We start from the raw sequence: 19,482 nt of genomic DNA on the forward strand, positions 1-19,482 counted from the left end.
TAGGCGGACGGTTATTCCCGGCGCGAGCGGCGTATGGCTCTGAACTCGTCAATGAGCGCCACCAGTTTGCCGTAAAGGCGTTTTATGTCCCGCCCGTATTCCGTCAGTTCTTCGTCACGTTTTTCAATATAATTTCTGACAAGATAACGGTCGTTCAGCATGGATTCGCCGGTGGCGATGACACTGGCTACCAGCTGGTCAAAGTAGCTGACTATTTCAAATTTGAGGTTGCGCAGCAACTCTACGGCCTCTCGCAGCATGGTGCCGTATGAAATACGCTCGCCCTTATATATTCTGTCCTGAATATCTTCAAGGTAGCGTACTTTGCGCGCCTGCTGGATGTAGCTGTATTTGGACCAGACTTCCTGATACAGTTCGTGCATGCTGCCGAACACCTCGTATCTGTCCGGCGAAAGAAGGTAATTGTCCAGAACTTTTACAACATTGGCATAAAATTCATCACTGTAGCCGATGATTCTGCGCTGATGTTTGGAAAGCCATGCGTACAGGAATTTCAGGCGTTTTTCGTCTGTATCGGTGTTCTCGATGATTTCATTGCGCTTGTAGATTATTCTGCCGGAATACTCACCACGCACAATATCGTTCAGGCGCAGGAACATATTGCTGGTATCTTTAATGATATTGAGATGCGTAAGTGTCTGCCCCGTTACCGGATGGATGACCTCCTGCCTTTCAACCGAAAGAGCACGCTCCTGCCGCACGTTGTCGGCATTGAATTTATGCTGGCGGTACGTAACCTTGAGTATGATGACGCGCCGCTTTTCGTCGACAAAGTATCCGCCTTGTGCCAGGTCGGCTATGGCATCGGTCTGTTCCGGTTCCACGGGAACCAGTGCTATTTTGTCCACAGTGGGGTAGTGCCGCAGGTTCGAACCGTTTTTGATGGTTGTGATGGTTCTGTCGGTCTGTCCCAGCACCCGTACCATGAAGTGTTCACCAAGCTTGTGCAGACGGCGCGCAAAAAGCGCGCTTGAGGTGCGTCGTTCGGAAACAATGGGAAAGCCGTACAGTTCCATTAAAAACTGGTAGACGAAAAGGCGGTTGCGTTCGTACAGCTCGTTGTCACCTACGGCAAATTTGCCGATGTGCAGGCCGAACCGCTTGATTTCCGAATCAAGGTCGGAAGGGAATGAGGCATAGACGCCGGCAAGATGATAAAAGCCGAAACTGTCCTGCGCCATGACCTGCCCCCGGTCCATTTCAAGCAGCAGCGGCATGAGTGCGGGGTAGTACTCCAGCTGTGAAACATCAGTCTTGCCGAAGCGTGAGCGAAACTCTTCGTGCAGGGATTTGGGCAGTCTGTTCTGCAGAGTTGTCGTGTTCTGCACAATGATGTTGTTTTCCAGCGGGCATGCCTGTCCTTCGGCTTTGCCGGTCACATCCAGCAGGCTGTGCAGTTTGTCGTACTGGAAAATTTCCTGAAAGTAGTTCATGGGTCTGCCGAAAGCCACCATGCAGAACCCCGGCAGATTTTTATATTCAATGAGATCGCCTTCAAACGAGGGCAGCAGCTCTCTGGAATCGATGAGCGGGTAATCCTGTTGCTCAAAAAAGGGGCGCAGAAGGCAATGGCGGATGTGAACTACGTCAAGGAAGTCTCGCAGCTGGTCAAGGGACGTGACGGAAAGCGGCTCGTCAAACGAGACATCGTCCTTCCACGGGAGGCCGCACTCCCTGAATGAATCTTCCCAGCGTGTAAGCATATGTGCAAAGATGGCGGTATAAATGTGATGAAATACTAAAGCCGCACGTGTGCCGTCAGTCATGTCCGGCTATCTTTTATGTTAGTTTTTTTTCTAAAAATATTCTACAAAAAATTGTTTTTTGAATGATAGTGCCGGTTCCGTGAAGTTTTCACACTGCTGAACGTCTCTTTAAGCGCGTAAGTTTGCAGACCGGCATTGAAAGCCGTCCTGATGTCTTGTAAAGGTAGTTTTGTCCCGACTGTCTCAACGTCCGGTTCGCGCCGGATTTATTCCGGCCCGACTGTCCGGCGGCATGTATCGGTCACTAATTCTATGAGCACTAATTCCTGCTATCAGCATATTCTCGGCATCATCAGCAGCGTTTTTGATGCGTACTCCTCCGTGCTTTTTCTTCCGGAAGGAAGCGGAGAAGCATATTCCGTCGCTGCCAGATTCAGCCTGGGTGACAAGATAGACCCCGCCTGCACCATCATGCCCGGGCAGGGCCTTGTGGGCTGGATACTGCGGAACCAGCAGCCCATGCTGGTGAACAATTTTGATCAGCGGCAGTGTTTCCTTGGCTATTACATGCAGAACGAGGAATCCAAGATCAAGGCGTTCATGGGGTATCCGCTGGGCAAGGGCATGGGAGCGATCTGTCTTGACAGCAAGCGGCAGTACTCTTTTTCCGACAAGGATCAGAAAATTCTTCAGCTGTTCGGAGAACTGATTGTCGACATGAAGGACAGCTCCTGCGCCATTGAAGAAAAAGCGAGTGTTTCTTCTTATTACAACGCCCTGCAGCTTCTTTACGAGCTGCGCAAGCGTGTGACCCGCTGGAAGCCTTTTCTCGCGCAGTTTCTGACCATAGCTGCGGAAACAGCCCGCTTCAGCCACGCGTATTTCTGTGTTCTTGACGAAAAAGCGGGAACATATTTTGTGGAAGGGCAGACCAGACCTTTTGAGAATGCCCATGCAGCAAGCGAGCTGCCGCTGGGTGCCGGTCTTATCGGCTGGGTATTTAAAAACGGCACGCCTGTGATAACGGACAGCAACGCATCCGGGTCTCAGGTGGCGCCGCTGTTTGGCAAAGATGCTGTGACACCTCAGTTTCACAGTGTTATCTGTCTGCCTATGCATGTTCATAAAAGAACGCGGGGCGTACTGTGTCTGGCGCACGAAACGCCTAGAAAAGTTTCAGACGAAGTCAGGATTTTTTCTCAAATGGCCGCCGGGCATCTGGCATTGTTTCTTGAAAATCTGTATCTGAGAAGCCAGCTGCACGATCTGGAAAACGAGCTCGGTCAGCAGCGTGCGGCCGGTTCCGGAGCACGCGAACCTTCTGATACCACCACCTCCGGGGATATATAATGTTTGGAAAACTTTTCGGGTTCCTGGGCAAGGACCTGGCCATGGATCTGGGCACGGCCAACACGCTGCTGTATACCAGAACCGAGGGCATAGTTCTTAACGAGCCTTCTGTGGTTGCCATAGACCAGCAGCGCAACACCGTGCTGGCTGTGGGTAAGGAGGCCAAGGAGTTCCTTGGCAGAACTCCGCAGCGTATCAGGGCCATCCGTCCCATGAAGGACGGAGTCATCGCTGATTTCGAAGTGACCAAGCAGATGATAGCGTATTTCGTCCGCAAGGTTATTTCCGGGATGAGCATGGCCAAGCCCAGAATTGTCATCTGCGTGCCCACGGGGATAACGCAGGTGGAAAAGCGTGCGGTTATCGAATCTGCCCAGCAGGCAGGCGCACGCGATGTCAAGCTGATAGAAGAACCCATGGCGGCGGCCATAGGCGCTGATATGCCCATTAACGAGCCGTTTGGCAGCATGGTTGTTGATATCGGCGGCGGCACCACTGAAGTGGCGGTTATTTCACTTTCCGCCATAGCATATGCAGAATCAGTGCGCGTCGCCGGCGATGCCATGAACCAGGCTGTGCAGCGGTTTATGCAGGAACGTTTCCAGCTGCTTATCGGCGAGAATATGTCCGAACGGATAAAGATGACCGTGGGCTCGGCCTTTGAATTGCCCGAACCGCTTTCCATGAGTGTATCCGGTAAAGATATGGTTACCGGCACTCCTAAAGCGGTCGAGGTGACTGACTCTGAAATCCGTGAGGCACTGCAGGACCCCGTGAAAGCTATAGTCATGGCCGTCCGCAAGGCTCTTGAAAAAACTCCGCCTGAGCTTGCAGGCGACATTGTGACACACGGTATTCTTCTGGCGGGAGGCGGTGCCCTGCTCAAGGGGCTTGACCGCCTGATCACGGCAGAGACGGGACTGAAGGTCACCATAGATTCCGAGCCTCTTACCACGGTTGTGCGGGGCACGGGCAGAACTCTGGATGATAAGAAATTTTACAGCAGAGTTTATGTCAACTAGCCTTGAATTATAACAAGATGAAGCGGCTGAAAGGCCGCTTTTTTTACGGGGCGCAGATGCAGCAGACAGAAGAATTATGTGCAGCGGCAAAAAATGCGGTGCGTGAGGCGGGCGGCATTATACTGGAACACTGGCATAAACCCCGCACGATCAGGTTCAAGGGCAGGATCGATCTGGTGACAGCCACTGACCTCGCTGTGGAAGAGTTTCTGCGCAATGCGCTGAAACGCATTTTTCCCGATGCCGTTTTTTTGGGTGAAGAGACTTCCCCCGACGCTTCTCTGGGCAAATGGACATGGATTCTGGATCCGGTGGACGGGACGACAAATTTTGCCCACGGGCTGCCTTTTGTAGCCACGTCACTGGGGCTGTGGCACGACGGAAAGGTTGTGGCGGGCATCGTGAATAACCCTGTGATGGGCGAATGCTTCTGGGCCGTGCGGGGCGCAGGGGCCTGGCGGCAGTGCGGCGGTTCAGATGCCGCTCCTGTGCGGCTGGGGGTTACAACCACCGGTTCTCTGGCTGATGCGCTGGTGGCCACCGGTTTTCCTTATTCGGTGGCGGAAGAAAGCGGGGATGTGCTGGCATGGCTGAAAAACAGCCTTGAACAATGCAGAGGTGTGCGCCGTTATGGTGCCGCTGCGCTTGATCTTGCCTATCTGGCTGCCGGCCATTACGATATTTTTTATGAGCGCGGACTGAAACCGTGGGACACCGCTGCCGGCTGGCTTCTGGTGGAGGAAGCGGGCGGGCGTGTCACTGCTTTTGACGGCCGGAGTGCATATGCGTTTGATCCGCTGGGCATTCTGGCTACCAACGGGGTGCTGCACGGGGCCGCTGCCGGCCTGCTGGCGGTATAGTGGTGTTCATGCAGACCGTCGGAACAGAAAACCGTTGGTGTACGCCCAGTGGACAGCCGGAGTGAGCATTTCGCCGAAGTGGTTGACAGTAGCATCGAGATCATCCGCACTGATGAACATTCCCTCGGCAACTTCTGCCGGGTTGGGAGAAGGGACGGCTGAAATGCGTCCTGTTGTGAACAGGGTGGTGAACGCATGGCCGGTTTCGGCGCAGGCTGCGACTCTGCAGAGCTCCTTGATGCTGACCGGCTCAACGCCCAGCTCTTCGCGCAGCTCACGTACGGCTGCGTCCATGGCGGCTTCGCCGGCCTGCACATGTCCTGTGGCGGAAAGATCCCATCTGCCGGGGTAGACCGTCTTGGAGGCGGCGCGCTTTTGCAGGTACAGTCTGCCTTGTAGGTCGTAAAGCAGCACAAGGATGATTTTATGGTTAAGCCCTTGCCGATGGACCGATTCTGCTGGCATAACCAGCAGAGGGCGTCCCAGAGCGTCCACTACTTCCACAAGGTGCATGGTGCCGGCGTCTGGTGAATTGCCGGTTTTTTTTTCTGTTTTTCGCATGTTGTATCACGCAGGGGTTTATGGCTGCCGGTTGTGTTTTTTATCGTCTTTCGGCTGAAGACAGTGCCGAAATTGTAGCTCTGGAAAAAATGTGCTTTGCCACGCCGTGGACAAAAGAGCAGTTTGAGCTGGCTTTTACGCAGAATGTGTTTGCCGTGTTCGGCCTGAGGCTGTCGGAGACGCTGGTGGCATATATTGCTATCTATCATGCCGCGGGTGAGCTGGAAATTCTGAACATAGCGACTCACCCGGCCCACCGCCGCAACGGCTATGCTTGTAAGCTGCTGTCAATGATGTTGCAAGTGGCTGCAAGGATGGGCATAGAAAAAGCAATCCTGGAAGTGCGGCGGAGTAATCTGCCTGCCATTCGGCTTTATGAGCGGCTGGGGTTTGAACCGGCGGGAGTGCGTAAAGGGTATTATCAGGATACCGGCGAAGATGCTCTGGTTTACACGCGGCAGGTTCCGCCGCACAACGCGGAAAAACAAAGTCCGGAACTTTAGGAGATCAGACTATGAAAAAACTGATGGCTGCAAACTGGAAAATGTATAAGACCCCGCAGGAAGCTGCGCTTACCGCCGGAGAACTTGTAAAAGCTGTGGGGACAGTGCCGGATGACCGTGAGGTACTTGTTTTTCCGCCTTTTGTGGGGCTTGCACAGGTTGCTCAGGCTTTTTCCGGTGTTGCCGGTTTTTATTGCGGAGCTCAAAACGTCTATCCCGCAGATGAAGGAGCGTATACCGGCGAAATATCGCCGGGGATGATCGCGTCTACAGGTGCCGCGTGGGCGTTGACCGGACATTCGGAGCGCCGGAGCGTTCTGGGTGAAAGCAGTGCCTTTGTGGGGCAGAAGACCGCATTTTGTCTGGAAAAAGGCCTGAATGTGGTGCTGTGCATCGGCGAAACGCTGGAAGAACGTGAAGGCGGGCAGCTGGAAAAGGTGCTTCGCGGACAGCTTTCCGAGGGGCTGTCCGGTGTGCCGGCCGGTATTGCTCCTGAACGGCTGGCTATAGCTTATGAGCCTGTCTGGGCCATAGGTACAGGCAAAGTTGCCGGTACCGCCGAAATTGCCGCAACCCACGCTGTGGTGCGCGGTATGCTGCGCGAATTGTTGCCCGCAGCGGCTGATTCCATGCGTATTCTGTACGGTGGCAGCGTAAAGCCCGACAATGCGGCCGCTATCATTTCTCTTGACAATGTGGACGGAGTCTTGGTAGGTGGCGCTTCTTTACAGGCTGAAAGCTTCAGCCGGATAATTCTTGCCTGATTTCCGCCGGTGCGGAATCGCATATAGCTCCGAGGAGGAACAAGAACCGTGCAAACTGTGATTCTCACTCTCCACATCGTCGCTTGTATCGTGTTGACGGTGCTTGTATTGCTTCAGTCCGGCAAGGAAGGAATGGGCGTCATTTTCGGTGGCGGCAGTTCTTCCATGTTCGGCGGGGCGGGTGCCGGCGGCATGCTGGCAAAGCTGACTGCCGTTGTTGCCGCCCTTTTTATTGTCACGTCTCTGAGCTATAACTACATCAGCGGTGCCAGCCACCGTGCAGAGTCGAGCATAATCGACGTGCAGGTTGAAAAACCCAAGCAGGCTCCGGTAACAATCGAAGAACCTGCTGAAAAGCCTGCTGCTTCCGATCAGTAGATATTTGCCGAGGTGGTGGAACTGGTAGACACGCTATCTTGAGGGGGTAGTGGATTACGTCCGTGCGGGTTCGAGTCCCGCCCTCGGCACCATTGAGCGGAAAAGCGTTGCGGCGGAAAGCTGCAGCGCTTTTTTTGTACACGCGTTATGTTTTCAGCGTTACGGAGAAGGTATGGCCCCTAAATTGTCGATAGTGATTCCGGCTTATAATATGGAACGCTGGTTGCCGGTGGCGCTGGAGTCGTGTCTGTGGCAGACAGAAAGCGATATTGAAGTTATTGTCGTCAATGACGGTTCCGCTGACAGGACTCTTGATGTTGCAGGCATATATGCCGAGGCGGACAGCCGGGTAAAGGTTTTTGATCAGGAAAACAGGGGCGCCGGAGTCACGCGTGAAGTCGGTCAGCAGCATGCACGCGGCGACTATCTGCTGTGGCTTGATGCCGATGACTTTCTGGACAGAGATGCCGCGCAGAAAATGCTTGCCGTTGCCTATCGTGACGATGTGGACATGGTGTGCGGCAACGCGGTGGTTTTTTCCGAAAAAACGTTTAATACCCGCAGGTATTTTTATCTTCCGGAGGCTTCCGGCATTACGTTTGACGACCCTGCATACTGGAAGAGCAAGGTTCTCTGGCGCTGGATTTTCAGAACAAGTTTCCTGCGCCGTATAGGCCTTACCCATCCTGCATTCAAGCTCGGTCAGGATGTATGCAGTATGTATCAGGCTCTGACTTCTGTGAACAGATTTTCTCAGTGCGGCCATTTCATGTACTATTTCCGTCAGGATCACAAACGGACATCCATGGCGTTACCCCTTGAAGTGGATCATCAGATAGCCCATTTCATAGAGGTGAAACGCATCCTGCTTGATGCCGGTGCGGTAAAGCCGCTTGTGAAGTATCTTAATGAAAATCTGTTCAGAGATATAAAAAAGCTGGCTCCGCGGATGACAGGCGAGGATGCTGTCTGGCGGGAGCGGTGTGTGAGTCATTGCCTGACCCTGTTTGAAGGCCTTGATCCTGCATGGTTCCGCTCGGATTTTCTTGCTCCGCAGCTTAAGGAGCAGACGGCCTTTCTGCCGCTGGTAGATGCTTTTATCAGCAAGGATATGCAGGAGATAGAGGCTCAGCTGGATATCTGGAAAGCTAAAGGACTGAAGCGGAAAGCAGCCGACAAGGAAAACAGCTTTCACACACTGCGGCGGCGCATCAAGGCTCTCTGCACGCTCCGTTCTTTGAAAACCCGATTTCTTTTGCGCAGCCTTGAGCGGCGAGTCCGCCGCAGGTTGTCAGAGCAGGGAATACCCTGGTAACTCCCGGCAATGCTTCCATGAATTGTGCAACCATATGTTCAGCCGTGCCGCATCATCAGCTAAAGGGTGCCGTGTGACATGTCAGGAGGGGCTTCGGCCCCTCTTTTTTTGTTCACATATAGCCATGTCTTTTCTTTTGGCGTAGTTGGTATTGAGTAGTTTTGCTGAAGAACCATTGCGTGGAGAATGTTTTCTTATGGCCAGAGTTGATCTGCAGCATGACGGCGCGGGACGCTGTGTGATTGTTTTTCAGGGCAGATGGACGCTGCACGACACTGTCCCTTCTGTCGGAAAGCTCGCGCTCCGGCTGGAAAGTGATTGCCGCGGAGGGGCTGTTTCGTTTTCATGTGCCGGACTGACGGCATGGGACAGCCGCTTTCTCACTTTTTGCCGTTCTGTGCTGGAAACGCTTGAAGGCCGCGGTATTGCGTATGACACATCCGGGTTGCCCGACGGTGTGCTGCGGTTGCTCTCACTGGCGGCGCAGGTTCCTGAAAGAGAAGGCGCAGCCGTCAGCAGAAAATCGCCGTTATCGGCCAGAATGGGCGAAGCGTTGCATGCCGCGTTTGCCGGTACGATTTCGGTCATGGAGTTCATCGGTGATGTAACTCTTTCCGTTTTGCGGATGTGTATCGGAAGAGCAGTGTTCCGCTGGTCTGATACTTTTGCATTACTCCGGTTTTGCGGTGCGCAGTCGCTGCCGATTGTCTCGCTTATCAGCATGCTGGCCGGGTTGATTTTTGCCTTTGTGGGCGCGGTGCAGCTTAAGATGTTCGGTGCTGAGATTTATGTGGCGAGCCTTGTAGGGATTGCCATGCTGCGTGTCATGGGTGCAGTGATGACCGCTATTATTGTGTCCGGACGCGTCGGGGCTGCATTTGCGGCCGAGCTGGGAACCATGCAGGTCAACGAGGAGATCGACGCCTTTTCCACATTCGGAATTTCTCCGCTGGATTTTCTTGTTCTGCCGCGGATGCTGGCTCTGGTACTCATGATGCCGTTGCTGTGCGTGTATGCCAATCTTATGGGTATCGTGGGGGGGGCGGCCGTGGGCTGGCTGATGCTGGACATCAATCTGCACCAGTATTTCAATATGACGTGGCAGACGGTTTCTTTAACCCACTTCGGGGTAGGTATTGCACATAGTGTGGTTTTTGGTTTTGTTGTTGCCGTGTGCAGTTGCTATATGGGGATACACTGTGGAAGGAGTGCTTCTGCTGTGGGCAAGGCGACAACGTCTGCTGTTGTGTCAAGCATAGTCAGTATCGTTGTAGCTACTGCTGTTATAACGTTTCTGTGTAATATTCTCGGGATATAATCTATGAGCACAGATTCAGAACACCTTGGTGTACGCGGGCTTAAAGTGGCCTATGGTGATTTTGTTCTGATGCGGGATGTGTCCTTCAGCATCAGGCGAGGGGATATTTTTGTCATTATGGGGGGCAGCGGTTGCGGCAAGAGTACTCTTCTTAAGGTTCTTGTGGGGTTGAAAAGCCCTGCTGAAGGACAGGTGCTGTATGAGGGACAAAGCCTGTGGCAGGCTGATGCCGGCGCACGGCGCGACATGCTGCGCAAAACCGGCATGCTGTACCAGAGCGGCGCATTGTGGAGTTCGCTTTCTCTGGCTGAAAACGTTGCTTTGCCGCTGGAACAGTATACTTCCTTGAATAAAAAGGAAATCCGAGAGCTTGCTGAATTCAAGCTTGCACTGGTGGGACTAGCAGGATTTGCTGACTTTTACCCTTCTGAAATCAGCGGCGGAATGCGCAAGCGGGCCGGATTGGCCAGAGCCATGGCTCTTGACCCTGAAATCCTCTTTTTTGACGAACCTTCAGCCGGTCTGGATCCGGTCAGCGCGTACCTGCTGGATGAACTGATACTGGAAATCCGCGAATCATTGGATGCCACTGTTGTCCTTGTGACACACGAATTGCCCAGTATTTTTGCCATTGGCACTAATTCCATTTTTCTGGATGTGAGCAGGCGTACAATGACTGCTTCCGGAAATCCCAAAACATTATTAAATACTTCTGATGATCCGGCATTGATCAGGTTCCTGACCCGCGGTCAGGGACATGTGCAGGAGGTACGGTGAGCAGGTTTAAAAATTCTTTTGTGGTGGGAGTGTTTGTCTCCGGCGCATTGATTGTTGCAGTGGCTTCTGTGGCATTGTTCGGTTCGGGGCGTTTTTTTACCGAAACCGTGCAGTGTGTCATGTTTTTCAAGGGAAGCGTTAAAGGGCTGACCATAGGTTCTCCCGTGATGTTCCGCGGAGTGAAAGTGGGATCAGTTTCCAGTATTTCCATTTATACCGATCCGGAAGCTCTGGAGTTTACCATACCGGTGGTTGTGGATTTTGATACCAGGCAGATGGTGGTTTCTTCCAGTGCAGTCACGTCGGGCGAAGCTTCTCTTGAACAGATGCTGGGCGTTGGAGAGCAGGGAGTGTTAGACCGGCTGATTGGCAACGGGCTGCGGGCGCGCCTTGACCTGCAAAGCTTTGTGACCGGTCAGCTTGTCATCACGCTGGATTTTTATCCCGATACCAGACCTGTCCTGCATGAAAGGGCGCGGCTGCCTGAAATTCCCACTATATCATCAGCCATGGAAGAGGTTGCCAGAACGCTTGAGCAGATTCCCGTCAAAGAGCTTGCAGGACGGTTTGCGAACACGCTGCAGGCTGTGGACAGGTTGGTCAGCAGACCTGAAACACAGGCCTTGCCCGCGGAGCTTCTTGCCCTTGCGCAGGAGGCCCGTCTGGCTGTGTCGGCTGCAGAAAGACTGATGCGGGACACGCATGCGGCTGTGGAGCCGCTTGGTAAGAAGTCGCAAGATGTGCTCGGCAGATACGGTTCACTGGCGGATACTCTGAAGTCACAGACCGAGGAAACGGCGGTTGCCATGCGCGCTTCGCTGGATGCACTGGAGGCCGCTGCCCGGCGTTCGGAAAAAGCGATGGAAGGTGTGGAGGCGCTTACAGCTCCTGATGCTGCCATCGTGCGTGATATGCGGGAAGCGTTGAGAGAGCTTACAGGCGCAGCCCGTTCGTTGCGGGTGTGGGCTGATTATCTTGAGCGGCATCCGGAAGCCCTGATCCGGGGCAAAGGTGAGTACAGGAGGTAGCATGCGTATGAGTGTCTGTTCCGGAGTTTTGCGGGCTTTGCTATGTCTGCTGTTTGCTGCAGGTTTGCTGACAGGTTGTGCGGGAAAAAGCGCCCCCACGAGATTTTATCTGCTTTCTGCTGATGACGTGCTGCCGGCCGCGATACCGCAGGAAACCCGCGCAGTGCTGTGGCTGGAAAAGGTCGAAATTCCGCCGTATCTGGATCGTCCGAATATCGTTGTACGCGGAGATGCAGGCCGGATCTATCTTGCAGAGTTTGATTACTGGGCTGAGCCGCTGCGTGATTCCATCTCGCGCATGTTGGCCAGAAAACTTGCCGGAGATACGAACCGTGCTGTTGTCACAGAAAGTTATGCAGCCGGTGAAGACCGGGTGAAGATTGTCATTTTGCGTTTGGATGCTTCGACAGACGGTGATGTGACAATGGAAGCCATGTGGCGGCTGGACAGCGGTGCGGATACCGGGGAGTGGCACTACTTTGTGAACAGGCTTTCTGCGCAACAGAATAATTACAGCGGATATGTGCAGGCTCACAGCCGCCTGCTGGCGTTGCTGGCAGAAGACATCGCGCGCAACGTGCCTGCCATCTGACTCGTTCGTTCTTTTGCCATGTGCATAAAAGCCCGCCGACACCACACCGGCGGGCTTTTATGTTCGGGGAATGGACAGCATGCGCAGTCAGCCAGTGCTGCGGAGCAGTGCGTGTTGACTTTTATTAACACCGCAGCCGCAGCTATTTGAGCTGATTGATATCCAGCTTGTTGCCGCAGCAGGGACAACGGGCAAGCAGGGCAGAAGAGTCTTCATCTTCGCAATTGAAGAACACGCTGCTCCATGAGTTGAAAAGGTAGCAAACCCAGACTGCTGTTCCGCAAGTGCAGAATCGTTTTTGCATGGCGGCCTCCTTGTTGCAAAAAGTGAACATGTTTTTGTAAAATAAAGGGCGGCGGGCCGCCCGTATATATTGTCCTGTCAGCGGTATTCTCTGCTTATCCAGATGACTTTGCCTATCACCCTGACAGTTTCAATCTCATCGCCCTGAAGAAGCACCGGAGAATATGACGGGTTTTCGCTGAGCAGTATCAGACCTTCGGGGGCACTTTGTACGCGCTTCACAAGTACCGAGTCATCCACGCCCATGGCGAAAATGGCTCCGTTGCGCAATGTCTGGTTTCCCTGATCAACAAGCACAGTATCACCTGCAAATATTTCCGGTTCCATACTGTCTCCCACCACATCCATCAGTACCATGTCTGCGGGATTTCCTTTACGGCGCAACCATGTACTGTGGAACAGATGCTCTCCGGTCGCAGTGGCGCCCACTTCAAGCGAGCCGCCCCCCGCAGATAGTTTTGCCTCCACTTTAGGTACGGGAATGAAAATTCCGTCCGGCATGTCGGAAGCGGCAGTGCGGAGCGCATGGCTGCCAGAGCCTGATTCCAGCCAGTCAGGGGACAGCGCAAACATGCGTGCGATTTTCAGTACCCACTTCTCAGGCACTTTTTCACGCTGTTTGGCCTGTGAAACGGCGGACCTGTTAACCCCCAGTGCCCTGGCCAGCGCTTGTTGGGTGTTTATTTCGGTCGATTCTTTCACGCGCCGGAAGAATGTATCAAAAGACAGCTTCTCCATGGTGTCCTTGTTGCTTTGCTGTTTGATGTTCACTTTTGTAAACGCACGCTCCAAAGATGTCAACGGTCAGAGCGCATAAAGTTAATTTTTGTTAACGTGTGCAGATTGCTATTTAGCGCCAAGCCGCTTCGCGTACGGAGTATAATCTTTTATTTCAGGAATATACTCTCCGGTCATAAACGGGCTGGTAATAAGGAAGTCCGCTGTGGAGCGATTGTAGGCTGCAGGGATGTTATACAGCACTGCCAGTCGCAGCAGTGCTTTGATGTCAACATCATGAGGATGGGGTGCCATGGGGTCGATGAGAAAGAAAAGCATATCCAGCCTGCCTTCGGCAATCATGGAACCCAGTTGCTGGTCTCCGCCCAGCGGGCCGCTTTTCATGGGGGTTATGGTCAGGTCGCAGAAGCGCTGACGCAACAGCCCGCCAGTGGTGCCGGTGGCAAATATCCTGTGCGGAACAAGAGCCTGCAGGTTGTGCTGCACCCAGTCCAGCAGGTCTTCTTTGCGTTCGTCATGCGCCACCATGCCGATGTTACGCTGGCCTTTCATAGTGCCTCCGCTTTTAAGAACGTGTTTCTTCAGGCGCAATGAGGTCCTCATAGGTCTCTCTGCGCCTGATGAGGTGAGCAGTATCACCCCGCACCAGAACTTCAGCGGCACGAGGCCGCGAGTTATACTGCGAGCTCATGGTGAACCCGTATGCTCCGGCGGAGAACACCGCCAGCAGTTCGCGCGGTTCTACCGCAGGCATGAGCCTGTCGCGTGCCAGAAAATCGCCCGATTCACAGATGGGGCCCACAACATCCACCGTGTGTTTTGCCCTGCCTCTGGGGCTGACTTCGGCAATATGATGGTGTGACTGGTACAAAGAAGGTCTGATAAGATCGTTCATGGCGGCATCGACAATGACAAATTCTTTGGTAGCGGTTTTTTTGGTGTACTGGACTTTGGTGACCAGAATGCCCGCGTTGCCTGCAATGACCCTTCCGGGTTCCAGTATCAATGTGATGCCAAGTCCCGAAAGCATATCAGTAAGCAGCTTGCCGAATTCCTGCGGATGAGGCGGTTCTTCGGTGTCATACGGTATTCCCAGTCCTCCGCCCAGATCTATGTAGTCAATGCACAGTCCTGCAGAGCACAGCTTTTCCCGGAAAAGAAGTATCTTTTCGACAGCTTCTCTGAATGGTGACAGACTGGTCAGCTGTGAACCTATGTGGCAATCAATACCCATGGGTGTGATGGCGGGCAGTTCCATGGCACGCATATAAGCCGCATAGGACTGTTCCATGTCCAGACCGAATTTGTTTTCTTTCAGTCCGGTGGATATGTACGGGTGGGTATGCGGGTCCACATCGGGGTTGATGCGCAGAGCTACGTTGGCTGTGTGACCCGTCTGGTTGGCCACTTCGCTTATTTTTTCCAGCTCTCCCATGGATTCCACATTGAACATCAGGATGCCAGCTTCCAGTGCCTGCAGAATTTCAGTGCGTGTTTTTCCTACTCCGCTGTAAACGATTTTGGCCGGCTGAATACCTGCCCGCAACGCTCTGAAAAGCTCCCCGCCCGATACAATGTCCATGCCTGCGCCCATTTTGCCGAGAAAGCGCAGAATGTGCATGTTGGAGCATGCTTTCACCGAATAGCAGGTGAGGTGGGGCAGCGCACCGAATGCTGAATCAAACGCTGTGAAATGGCGCTGAAAAGTCGCTTTGGAGTATATGTACAAAGGAGTTCCGTATGTGGCCACAAGTTCCTGAACAGCTACATTTTCCACAAAGAGTTCATTGTCGCGGTATGTGAAATGATGCATGGAAACTCCTTTTGATCTGCGGCTAGCGCAAAGTCATCATCTTGATGGTGCTCAGCCCGTACGGGGCGTTGCGGTGGGTGCTTCTGGCCACAAATCTCCAGCGGTAGCTTGCCGCGTCATCTTCAACGCAGATAGTCTGCATGAACTCTGTGGATTCGCCCTGCAGGCCCAGCATACCGGCAGAGTATGTCCGGCGCATGGTGGGCTTGAAAGGACAACTGGGGCAGTTTGCATCTTCCGCAACAGCTTCCAGTTCTATAACCACGGAATCAAGCTGCAGCATGTCACCCTGCAGTGAGCCGGAAAAACCTATGCAACCGTCCCCTGCGGGAACAGCCTGTGCGGTAACCCATGTGAATGTGCCGGGCTTGTCCATAGGCAGCGGCGGCCCTTTTTTGCCGCAACCGGTGGCCGAAAAGGCAAGGGTCAGCAGGGCGCAAAGGCAGAGCAGCCTTCTGCACACAGTCCGTGCGTGTGTGGTTCTGCGTTCAGCATTCATTTTTTCCGGCTCCCCATAAAGTTTTCCATTCCGTCAGGACGGTAAGGGCTTCCAGTGGTGTCAGGTTGTCCGTGTCAAGGTCACGCAGGGCGGTAAGCACGGGAGGCTCAGGCGGCGTGACGGTCTGAGGTGGTTCTGCACTTGCTGTTGATGGCGGTTCGGGCATACCCGGCAGCAGCGGCTGGGCTTCGTGGTATGATGCCGGGCGTCTGGTTCCGTCAGCTTTGCTTTTCTGCTCCAGCAACTCCAGAATCTGTCGGGCACGTTGCACCACGTTTTGCGGTACTCCGGCCAGCTTTGCCACCTCTACACCATAGCTGCGGTCGGAAGGACCGGGCACCAGCCGGCGCAGAAAGACAATCTCGCCTCCCCATTCCTTTATGGCGATGTTCATGTTGTGCACGCCGGGAATGGTTCCCTCCAGCGACGTCAGCTCGTGGTAATGGGTGGCAAACAGCGTGCGTATGCCGGCCTGCTGTTTTTTCATAAGTTCTTCAACTACAGCCCACGCCAGAGCCAGTCCGTCAAAGGTTGATGTGCCGCGGCCGATTTCATCAAGTATGACCAGACTGCGCCTGGTGGCCTGCCGCAGAATACGGGCTGTCTCCATCATTTCAACCATGAATGTGGACTGCCCCTGCGCCAGATTGTCCGAAGCCCCCACACGCGAAAAAATACGGTCGCACAGCCCTATGCGCGCCTCCCGTGCAGGAACAAAAGAACCTATCTGGGCAAGAATGCAGATAATCGCAGCCTGTCTCAGGACTGTGGACTTGCCGGCCATGTTGGGGCCGGTAATCAGCAGCAGGCGGCGCTGGTCATCTATGCGCAGATCGTTGGGGATGAATCCCGCAGGTCCCTGTACGGCTTCCACCACAGGATGGCGTCCTTCGCGGATGACAATATCCTGCCCGTCATGCAGAACCGGGCGCACCCAGTTCCAGTGCCGGGCGGCTTCCGCCAGTCCCTGCCAGTGGTCAAGGGTGGCCAGCAGATCCGCCATGAAAAGCACTCTCGGTCGGGCCTGGGCCACATGCTCGCGCAGTTGCTGAAACAGCTTCAGTTCCATGGTCTTGCGCTTGTCGGCTGCTGAAAACAGCTTTTCTTCCAGCTCCTTGAGGCGCTCTGATGTATACCGTTCTGCGTTGGCCAGCGTCTGACGGCGAACAAAGGTGTCGGGCAGTTCTTCCGAAACAGACTTCGGTACTTCAAAATAATAACCGAACACTCTGTTATTGCCGAGTTTTATTTTGCTGATGCCTGTGGTCTGCTGTACCTCTGCAAGCAGGTCATGCAATTTCGAGGCTCCGTGTTCGGAGAGATCCATCAGCTCGTCCAGAGCAGGGTGGAATCCCTGACGGAACAGTCCGCCTTCCGTGATGACGTGGGGCGGGTTGTCTACCAGCGCTTTTTCCAGAAGATCGTGGTAGTCGGCAAGGTCATCCCAGCTTTTGAGCATTCTGTGCAGAAAGGGCGGCAGGGCGGCCCCCAGCTGTTCTTCCGGAGTGGCGTATCTGCCGTCTCCTGTCTGCGGGGCCTCCAGCAGTTCTCTTACTGCCGGCAGTGCTTTCAGGCTCTGCCGCAGCGCCACGTAATCCCTTGGGGTTGCCCGGTTCAGAAAAATCCGGGTGCTCAGCCGCTCGATGTCATAAACCGTATCAAGTGCTTCTCTGAGCTGTCTGCGCAGTGTGTTGTGGGCAAAAAAGTGCGAAACGGCTTCCTGCGTTTCGTCAATGGGGGCCTGTTCGCGCCACGGGTGTTTCAGGCGTTCCTGCAGCAGTCTTCCGCCCATGGGGGTGACCGTATGGTCCAGAACATGCCACAGGGTGCCTTTGCCCTTGCGACCGTCCAGCCGTCTGAAAAGCTCGAGATTCCTCTCGGTTATTTCGTCAAGCAGCAGATGTCGGTTCAGGTTCAGCGGCTTGAACTGGCAAAGGTGGTTAAGGTCCTGCTTCTGTGTCTGGGAAAGATATGTGAGCAGCGCCCCGCAGGCCCGGACGAGTTCTTTGCGGTTTTCCAGCCCCAGTGCGCCGAGTTCGGCAACCTGCTGGGCAGACATGATCTTTTCCGCCGAGCGTTTGTAATCAAAATAAGCGCGTTCCGGCACTTTGCTGAACTGGGTTTCGGTCAGTTCCAGCGATGCAGGCGGTGTCAGCGTGTCGGCCAGCAGCAATTCGCGGGGCGCCATTTTCTGAACCCATTGCCAGAGTTCCTGTTCTTTCCGGCTTTGCAGACCGGACCACTCGCCTGTGGAAAAGTCCACCCATGCAAATCCGCCGGCTCCTTCCGACTTGTCCCAGCACAATGCCCCGAGATAGGTGTGAGCCTTGGGGGAAAGGTTTTCGTCCTCCAGCGCAGTGCCGGAGGTCAAAACTCTTATGACTCCCCGCTTCACCAGCCCCTTGGCTTCTCGCGGGTCTTCCATCTGTTCGCAGATGGCGACTTTGTAGCCTTTATCCACCAGCTGGCTGATGTAGCTGCGTGCGGAGTGATGGGGCACACCGCACATGGGCACTTTGTTTTCGGCATTGGGGTTGCGGCATGTCAGGGCTATCTGCAGCTCGCGGGCAGCGACTTCCGCGTCCTCAAAGAACAGCTCGTAAAAGTCGCCCATACGGTAAAAGAGCAGGGCGTCAGGATATTCGGCCTTGATGTTCATGTATTGTTCGAACATCGGGGTCAGCTTTGGAGAATGGCTAGTCATTTATTCAGATGAACAATCGTATGTATTTTATTTAATTTAAAATATATTGTTGATGAACAATGCTTTGCGCATGCGGGAAATCAGTCCTGCAGCGAGGTCCTGAACGCAATGGAGTGCCAGCTGCGGCAGCGCGGGCACCGGTAGAATGTGGTTTTGCGGTGCAGGCCGCACGCACGGCACACAAACTTTTTCACATGGTGTGCCTGCTCAATGAAAAATTCAAGCTGGCTTTTGAAGACAGGCGAAAGCTGCTGCTCTTTCATGGCAATATCAAGCAGCGCAAGGCGGGCCGCCCAAAAGTCCGGGCTGAGCACCATGGTTTTGGCCAGCCACGCATTGGCCGTTTCTGTATCGTTGCAGCGCAGCAGGTACAGCGCGCCGTAATATTGCAGCAAAAGATCCGGCGACTGTGCCTCAAGCACGGGCAGTACTGCTTTGCACAGCTGAACGCGGAAATCTTCGGTCCGCGTGGCGGTGCTGCTGCCGGAAGGCGAAAGCTGCAGCAGATTTTCCAGCAGAAGAAAGCGCAGGTCGGCAGGAACAGTTTTCAGCGCCTCATCCAGCCGCTTGCGTGTTGCCCGCCAGTCCTCATTGCGCGCGGCCAGGCCTATCAATTCCTGACGGGCTTCAATGCTGCTCTGATTGGCTTTCAGGGCTTTAGACAAAAATTTTCGGGCTTCGGCTTCGCCATGAGACTGCATGACCTCCTGCGCGTGACGCACCAGATAGTGTGCCTGCGGGATACGCATTCCCAGCCTGCCGAACAGTGTGGCCGCCTGCAGAAAGTTTCCGCTTTCCGCGTGGAGCCTTGCCGTATCACGGGTTATTTCGTCAGATTCACCGCTCAACCTTCTGGCCTGCTCAAAAGCCTGCAGCGCCCGGTCGATGAATCCGCCGCGCTTGTAGTCGTGTCCCAGCTCAAAGTACACTCTGGCCTTCAGGCGGTCTTCAAGGCTGGGGCGCGCAATCAGCGTGCTGCGCAACTGGACTGCGCGCTCTATGTCGCCCTGGGCACGGTAAAGGTTGCCCAGGGCGAGATAAATCTCAACGGAATCGGGGTCGTTGCGGACTGCCCGGCTGAGCGCACTGATGGCCGCGCGTCTGTCACGCTCTCCGGGGTCTTCTCCCTGAGGCGGCGTCAGGATGTTTCTGTCGCCGGGGGAAGACAGAAAATCCGGAAGCTTTATGCGGGGCAGTTTGAAGCGTGACAGAAATGACACATCATTCTCC

The 19,482-nt window shown here is 54.3% G+C and carries 20 protein-coding genes and 1 tRNA gene; 12 read left to right on the forward strand and 9 right to left on the reverse strand.

Features of this window, described 5'->3' with window-relative positions; genetic code table 11:
* Positions 1 to 11: 11 nt before the first annotated feature.
* Positions 12 to 1,724: a hypothetical protein gene (locus ACZ5D1_RS08245; RefSeq protein WP_273194677.1), complete on the reverse strand. Its 1,713-nt coding sequence runs from the start codon at positions 1,722 to 1,724 to the stop codon at positions 12 to 14.
* Between the two features lie 315 nt (positions 1,725 to 2,039).
* Here ACZ5D1_RS08245 and ACZ5D1_RS08250 point away from each other — a divergent pair, with 315 nt between their 5' ends.
* Genes ACZ5D1_RS08250 through ACZ5D1_RS08260 form a run of 3 tightly spaced genes read left to right on the forward strand, consistent with a single transcriptional unit; the run spans position 2,040 to position 4,959 of the window.
* Complete coding sequence (locus ACZ5D1_RS08250) at positions 2,040 to 3,077, forward strand: GAF domain-containing protein (protein ID WP_464554549.1); 1,038 nt, start codon at positions 2,040 to 2,042, stop codon at positions 3,075 to 3,077.
* Positions 3,077 to 4,099 carry a rod shape-determining protein gene (gene mreB / locus ACZ5D1_RS08255; RefSeq protein WP_011367899.1) on the forward strand — a complete coding sequence of 341 codons (1,023 nt, stop codon included), beginning with the start codon at positions 3,077 to 3,079 and terminating at the stop codon, positions 4,097 to 4,099. Before ACZ5D1_RS08250 ends, mreB begins: the two co-directional genes overlap by 1 nt.
* A gap of 56 nt (positions 4,100 to 4,155) precedes the next feature.
* Positions 4,156 to 4,959, forward strand: coding sequence for an inositol monophosphatase family protein (locus tag ACZ5D1_RS08260; protein ID WP_464554550.1), 804 nt, complete (start codon positions 4,156 to 4,158; stop codon positions 4,957 to 4,959).
* 6 nt (positions 4,960 to 4,965) lie between these two features.
* On the opposite strand, the gene ACZ5D1_RS08265 is transcribed toward ACZ5D1_RS08260, so the two are convergent.
* On the reverse strand, positions 4,966 to 5,520 hold the full coding sequence (locus tag ACZ5D1_RS08265; protein ID WP_011367897.1) for an NUDIX hydrolase: 555 nt from the start codon (positions 5,518 to 5,520) through the stop codon (positions 4,966 to 4,968).
* 20 nt (positions 5,521 to 5,540) lie between these two features.
* Between ACZ5D1_RS08265 and rimI the strand changes: the two genes are divergently transcribed.
* The 9 genes from rimI to ACZ5D1_RS08310 all read left to right on the forward strand — a co-directional run bounded on the left by rimI (position 5,541) and on the right by ACZ5D1_RS08310 (position 12,195).
* Positions 5,541 to 6,023 carry a ribosomal protein S18-alanine N-acetyltransferase gene (gene rimI, locus ACZ5D1_RS08270; RefSeq protein WP_011367896.1) on the forward strand — a complete coding sequence of 161 codons (483 nt, stop codon included), beginning with the start codon at positions 5,541 to 5,543 and terminating at the stop codon, positions 6,021 to 6,023.
* 11 nt (positions 6,024 to 6,034) lie between these two features.
* Positions 6,035 to 6,787 carry a triose-phosphate isomerase gene (gene tpiA, locus ACZ5D1_RS08275; RefSeq protein ID WP_027182049.1) on the forward strand — a complete coding sequence of 251 codons (753 nt, stop codon included), beginning with the start codon at positions 6,035 to 6,037 and terminating at the stop codon, positions 6,785 to 6,787.
* Between the two features lie 48 nt (positions 6,788 to 6,835).
* Positions 6,836 to 7,165: a preprotein translocase subunit SecG gene (secG, locus tag ACZ5D1_RS08280; protein WP_027182048.1), complete on the forward strand. Its 330-nt coding sequence runs from the start codon at positions 6,836 to 6,838 to the stop codon at positions 7,163 to 7,165.
* A gap of 6 nt (positions 7,166 to 7,171) precedes the next feature.
* Positions 7,172 to 7,257: transfer RNA gene (locus ACZ5D1_RS08285), tRNA-Leu, on the forward strand.
* 80 nt (positions 7,258 to 7,337) lie between these two features.
* Positions 7,338 to 8,480, forward strand: coding sequence for a glycosyltransferase family 2 protein (locus ACZ5D1_RS08290; RefSeq protein ID WP_464554552.1), 1,143 nt, complete (start codon positions 7,338 to 7,340; stop codon positions 8,478 to 8,480).
* A gap of 196 nt (positions 8,481 to 8,676) precedes the next feature.
* Positions 8,677 to 9,798, forward strand: a complete 1,122-nt coding sequence (locus tag ACZ5D1_RS08295; protein ID WP_011367892.1) for an MlaE family ABC transporter permease — start codon at positions 8,677 to 8,679, stop codon at positions 9,796 to 9,798.
* 3 nt (positions 9,799 to 9,801) lie between these two features.
* The gene (locus tag ACZ5D1_RS08300; RefSeq protein WP_273194485.1) at positions 9,802 to 10,575 is read left to right on the forward strand and encodes an ABC transporter ATP-binding protein; all 774 of its coding nucleotides are present in this window, start codon (positions 9,802 to 9,804) and stop codon (positions 10,573 to 10,575) included.
* Entirely contained in the window at positions 10,572 to 11,603 is a 1,032-nt protein-coding gene (locus tag ACZ5D1_RS08305; RefSeq protein WP_011367890.1) for an MlaD family protein, read from the forward strand. Before ACZ5D1_RS08300 ends, ACZ5D1_RS08305 begins: the two co-directional genes overlap by 4 nt.
* Before the next feature lies 1 nt (position 11,604).
* Positions 11,605 to 12,195 (forward strand): PqiC family protein, encoded by a 591-nt coding sequence (locus ACZ5D1_RS08310; RefSeq protein ID WP_464554554.1) that lies wholly within the window; start codon positions 11,605 to 11,607, stop codon positions 12,193 to 12,195.
* Positions 12,196 to 12,337: 142 nt separating this feature from the next.
* Here ACZ5D1_RS08310 and ACZ5D1_RS08315 read toward each other — a convergent pair whose 3' ends face one another.
* The 7 genes from ACZ5D1_RS08315 to ACZ5D1_RS08345 form a co-directional block, all read right to left on the reverse strand.
* Positions 12,338 to 12,499, reverse strand: coding sequence for a hypothetical protein (locus ACZ5D1_RS08315; RefSeq protein ID WP_011367888.1), 162 nt, complete (start codon positions 12,497 to 12,499; stop codon positions 12,338 to 12,340).
* Positions 12,500 to 12,576: 77 nt separating this feature from the next.
* Entirely contained in the window at positions 12,577 to 13,269 is a 693-nt protein-coding gene (locus ACZ5D1_RS08320; RefSeq protein WP_464554556.1) for a LexA family transcriptional regulator, read from the reverse strand.
* A 75-nt stretch (positions 13,270 to 13,344) separates the two neighbouring features.
* A complete protein-coding gene (locus tag ACZ5D1_RS08325; RefSeq protein ID WP_273194478.1) occupies positions 13,345 to 13,788 on the reverse strand; it encodes a methylglyoxal synthase in 444 nt (147 codons plus the stop codon).
* A gap of 13 nt (positions 13,789 to 13,801) precedes the next feature.
* On the reverse strand, positions 13,802 to 15,049 hold the full coding sequence (gene lysA / locus ACZ5D1_RS08330) for a diaminopimelate decarboxylase (RefSeq protein WP_011367885.1): 1,248 nt from the start codon (positions 15,047 to 15,049) through the stop codon (positions 13,802 to 13,804).
* A 22-nt stretch (positions 15,050 to 15,071) separates the two neighbouring features.
* Positions 15,072 to 15,548, reverse strand: coding sequence for a hypothetical protein (locus ACZ5D1_RS08335; RefSeq protein WP_464554558.1), 477 nt, complete (start codon positions 15,546 to 15,548; stop codon positions 15,072 to 15,074).
* The gene (mutS, locus tag ACZ5D1_RS08340) at positions 15,538 to 18,252 is read right to left on the reverse strand and encodes a DNA mismatch repair protein MutS (RefSeq protein ID WP_011367883.1); all 2,715 of its coding nucleotides are present in this window, start codon (positions 18,250 to 18,252) and stop codon (positions 15,538 to 15,540) included. Before mutS ends, ACZ5D1_RS08335 begins: the two co-directional genes overlap by 11 nt.
* 80 nt (positions 18,253 to 18,332) lie before the next feature.
* Complete coding sequence (locus tag ACZ5D1_RS08345; RefSeq protein ID WP_034619153.1) at positions 18,333 to 19,472, reverse strand: tetratricopeptide repeat protein; 1,140 nt, start codon at positions 19,470 to 19,472, stop codon at positions 18,333 to 18,335.
* Positions 19,473 to 19,482: the final 10 nt, after the last annotated feature.

Source organism: Oleidesulfovibrio vietnamensis, from assembly GCF_055388115.1.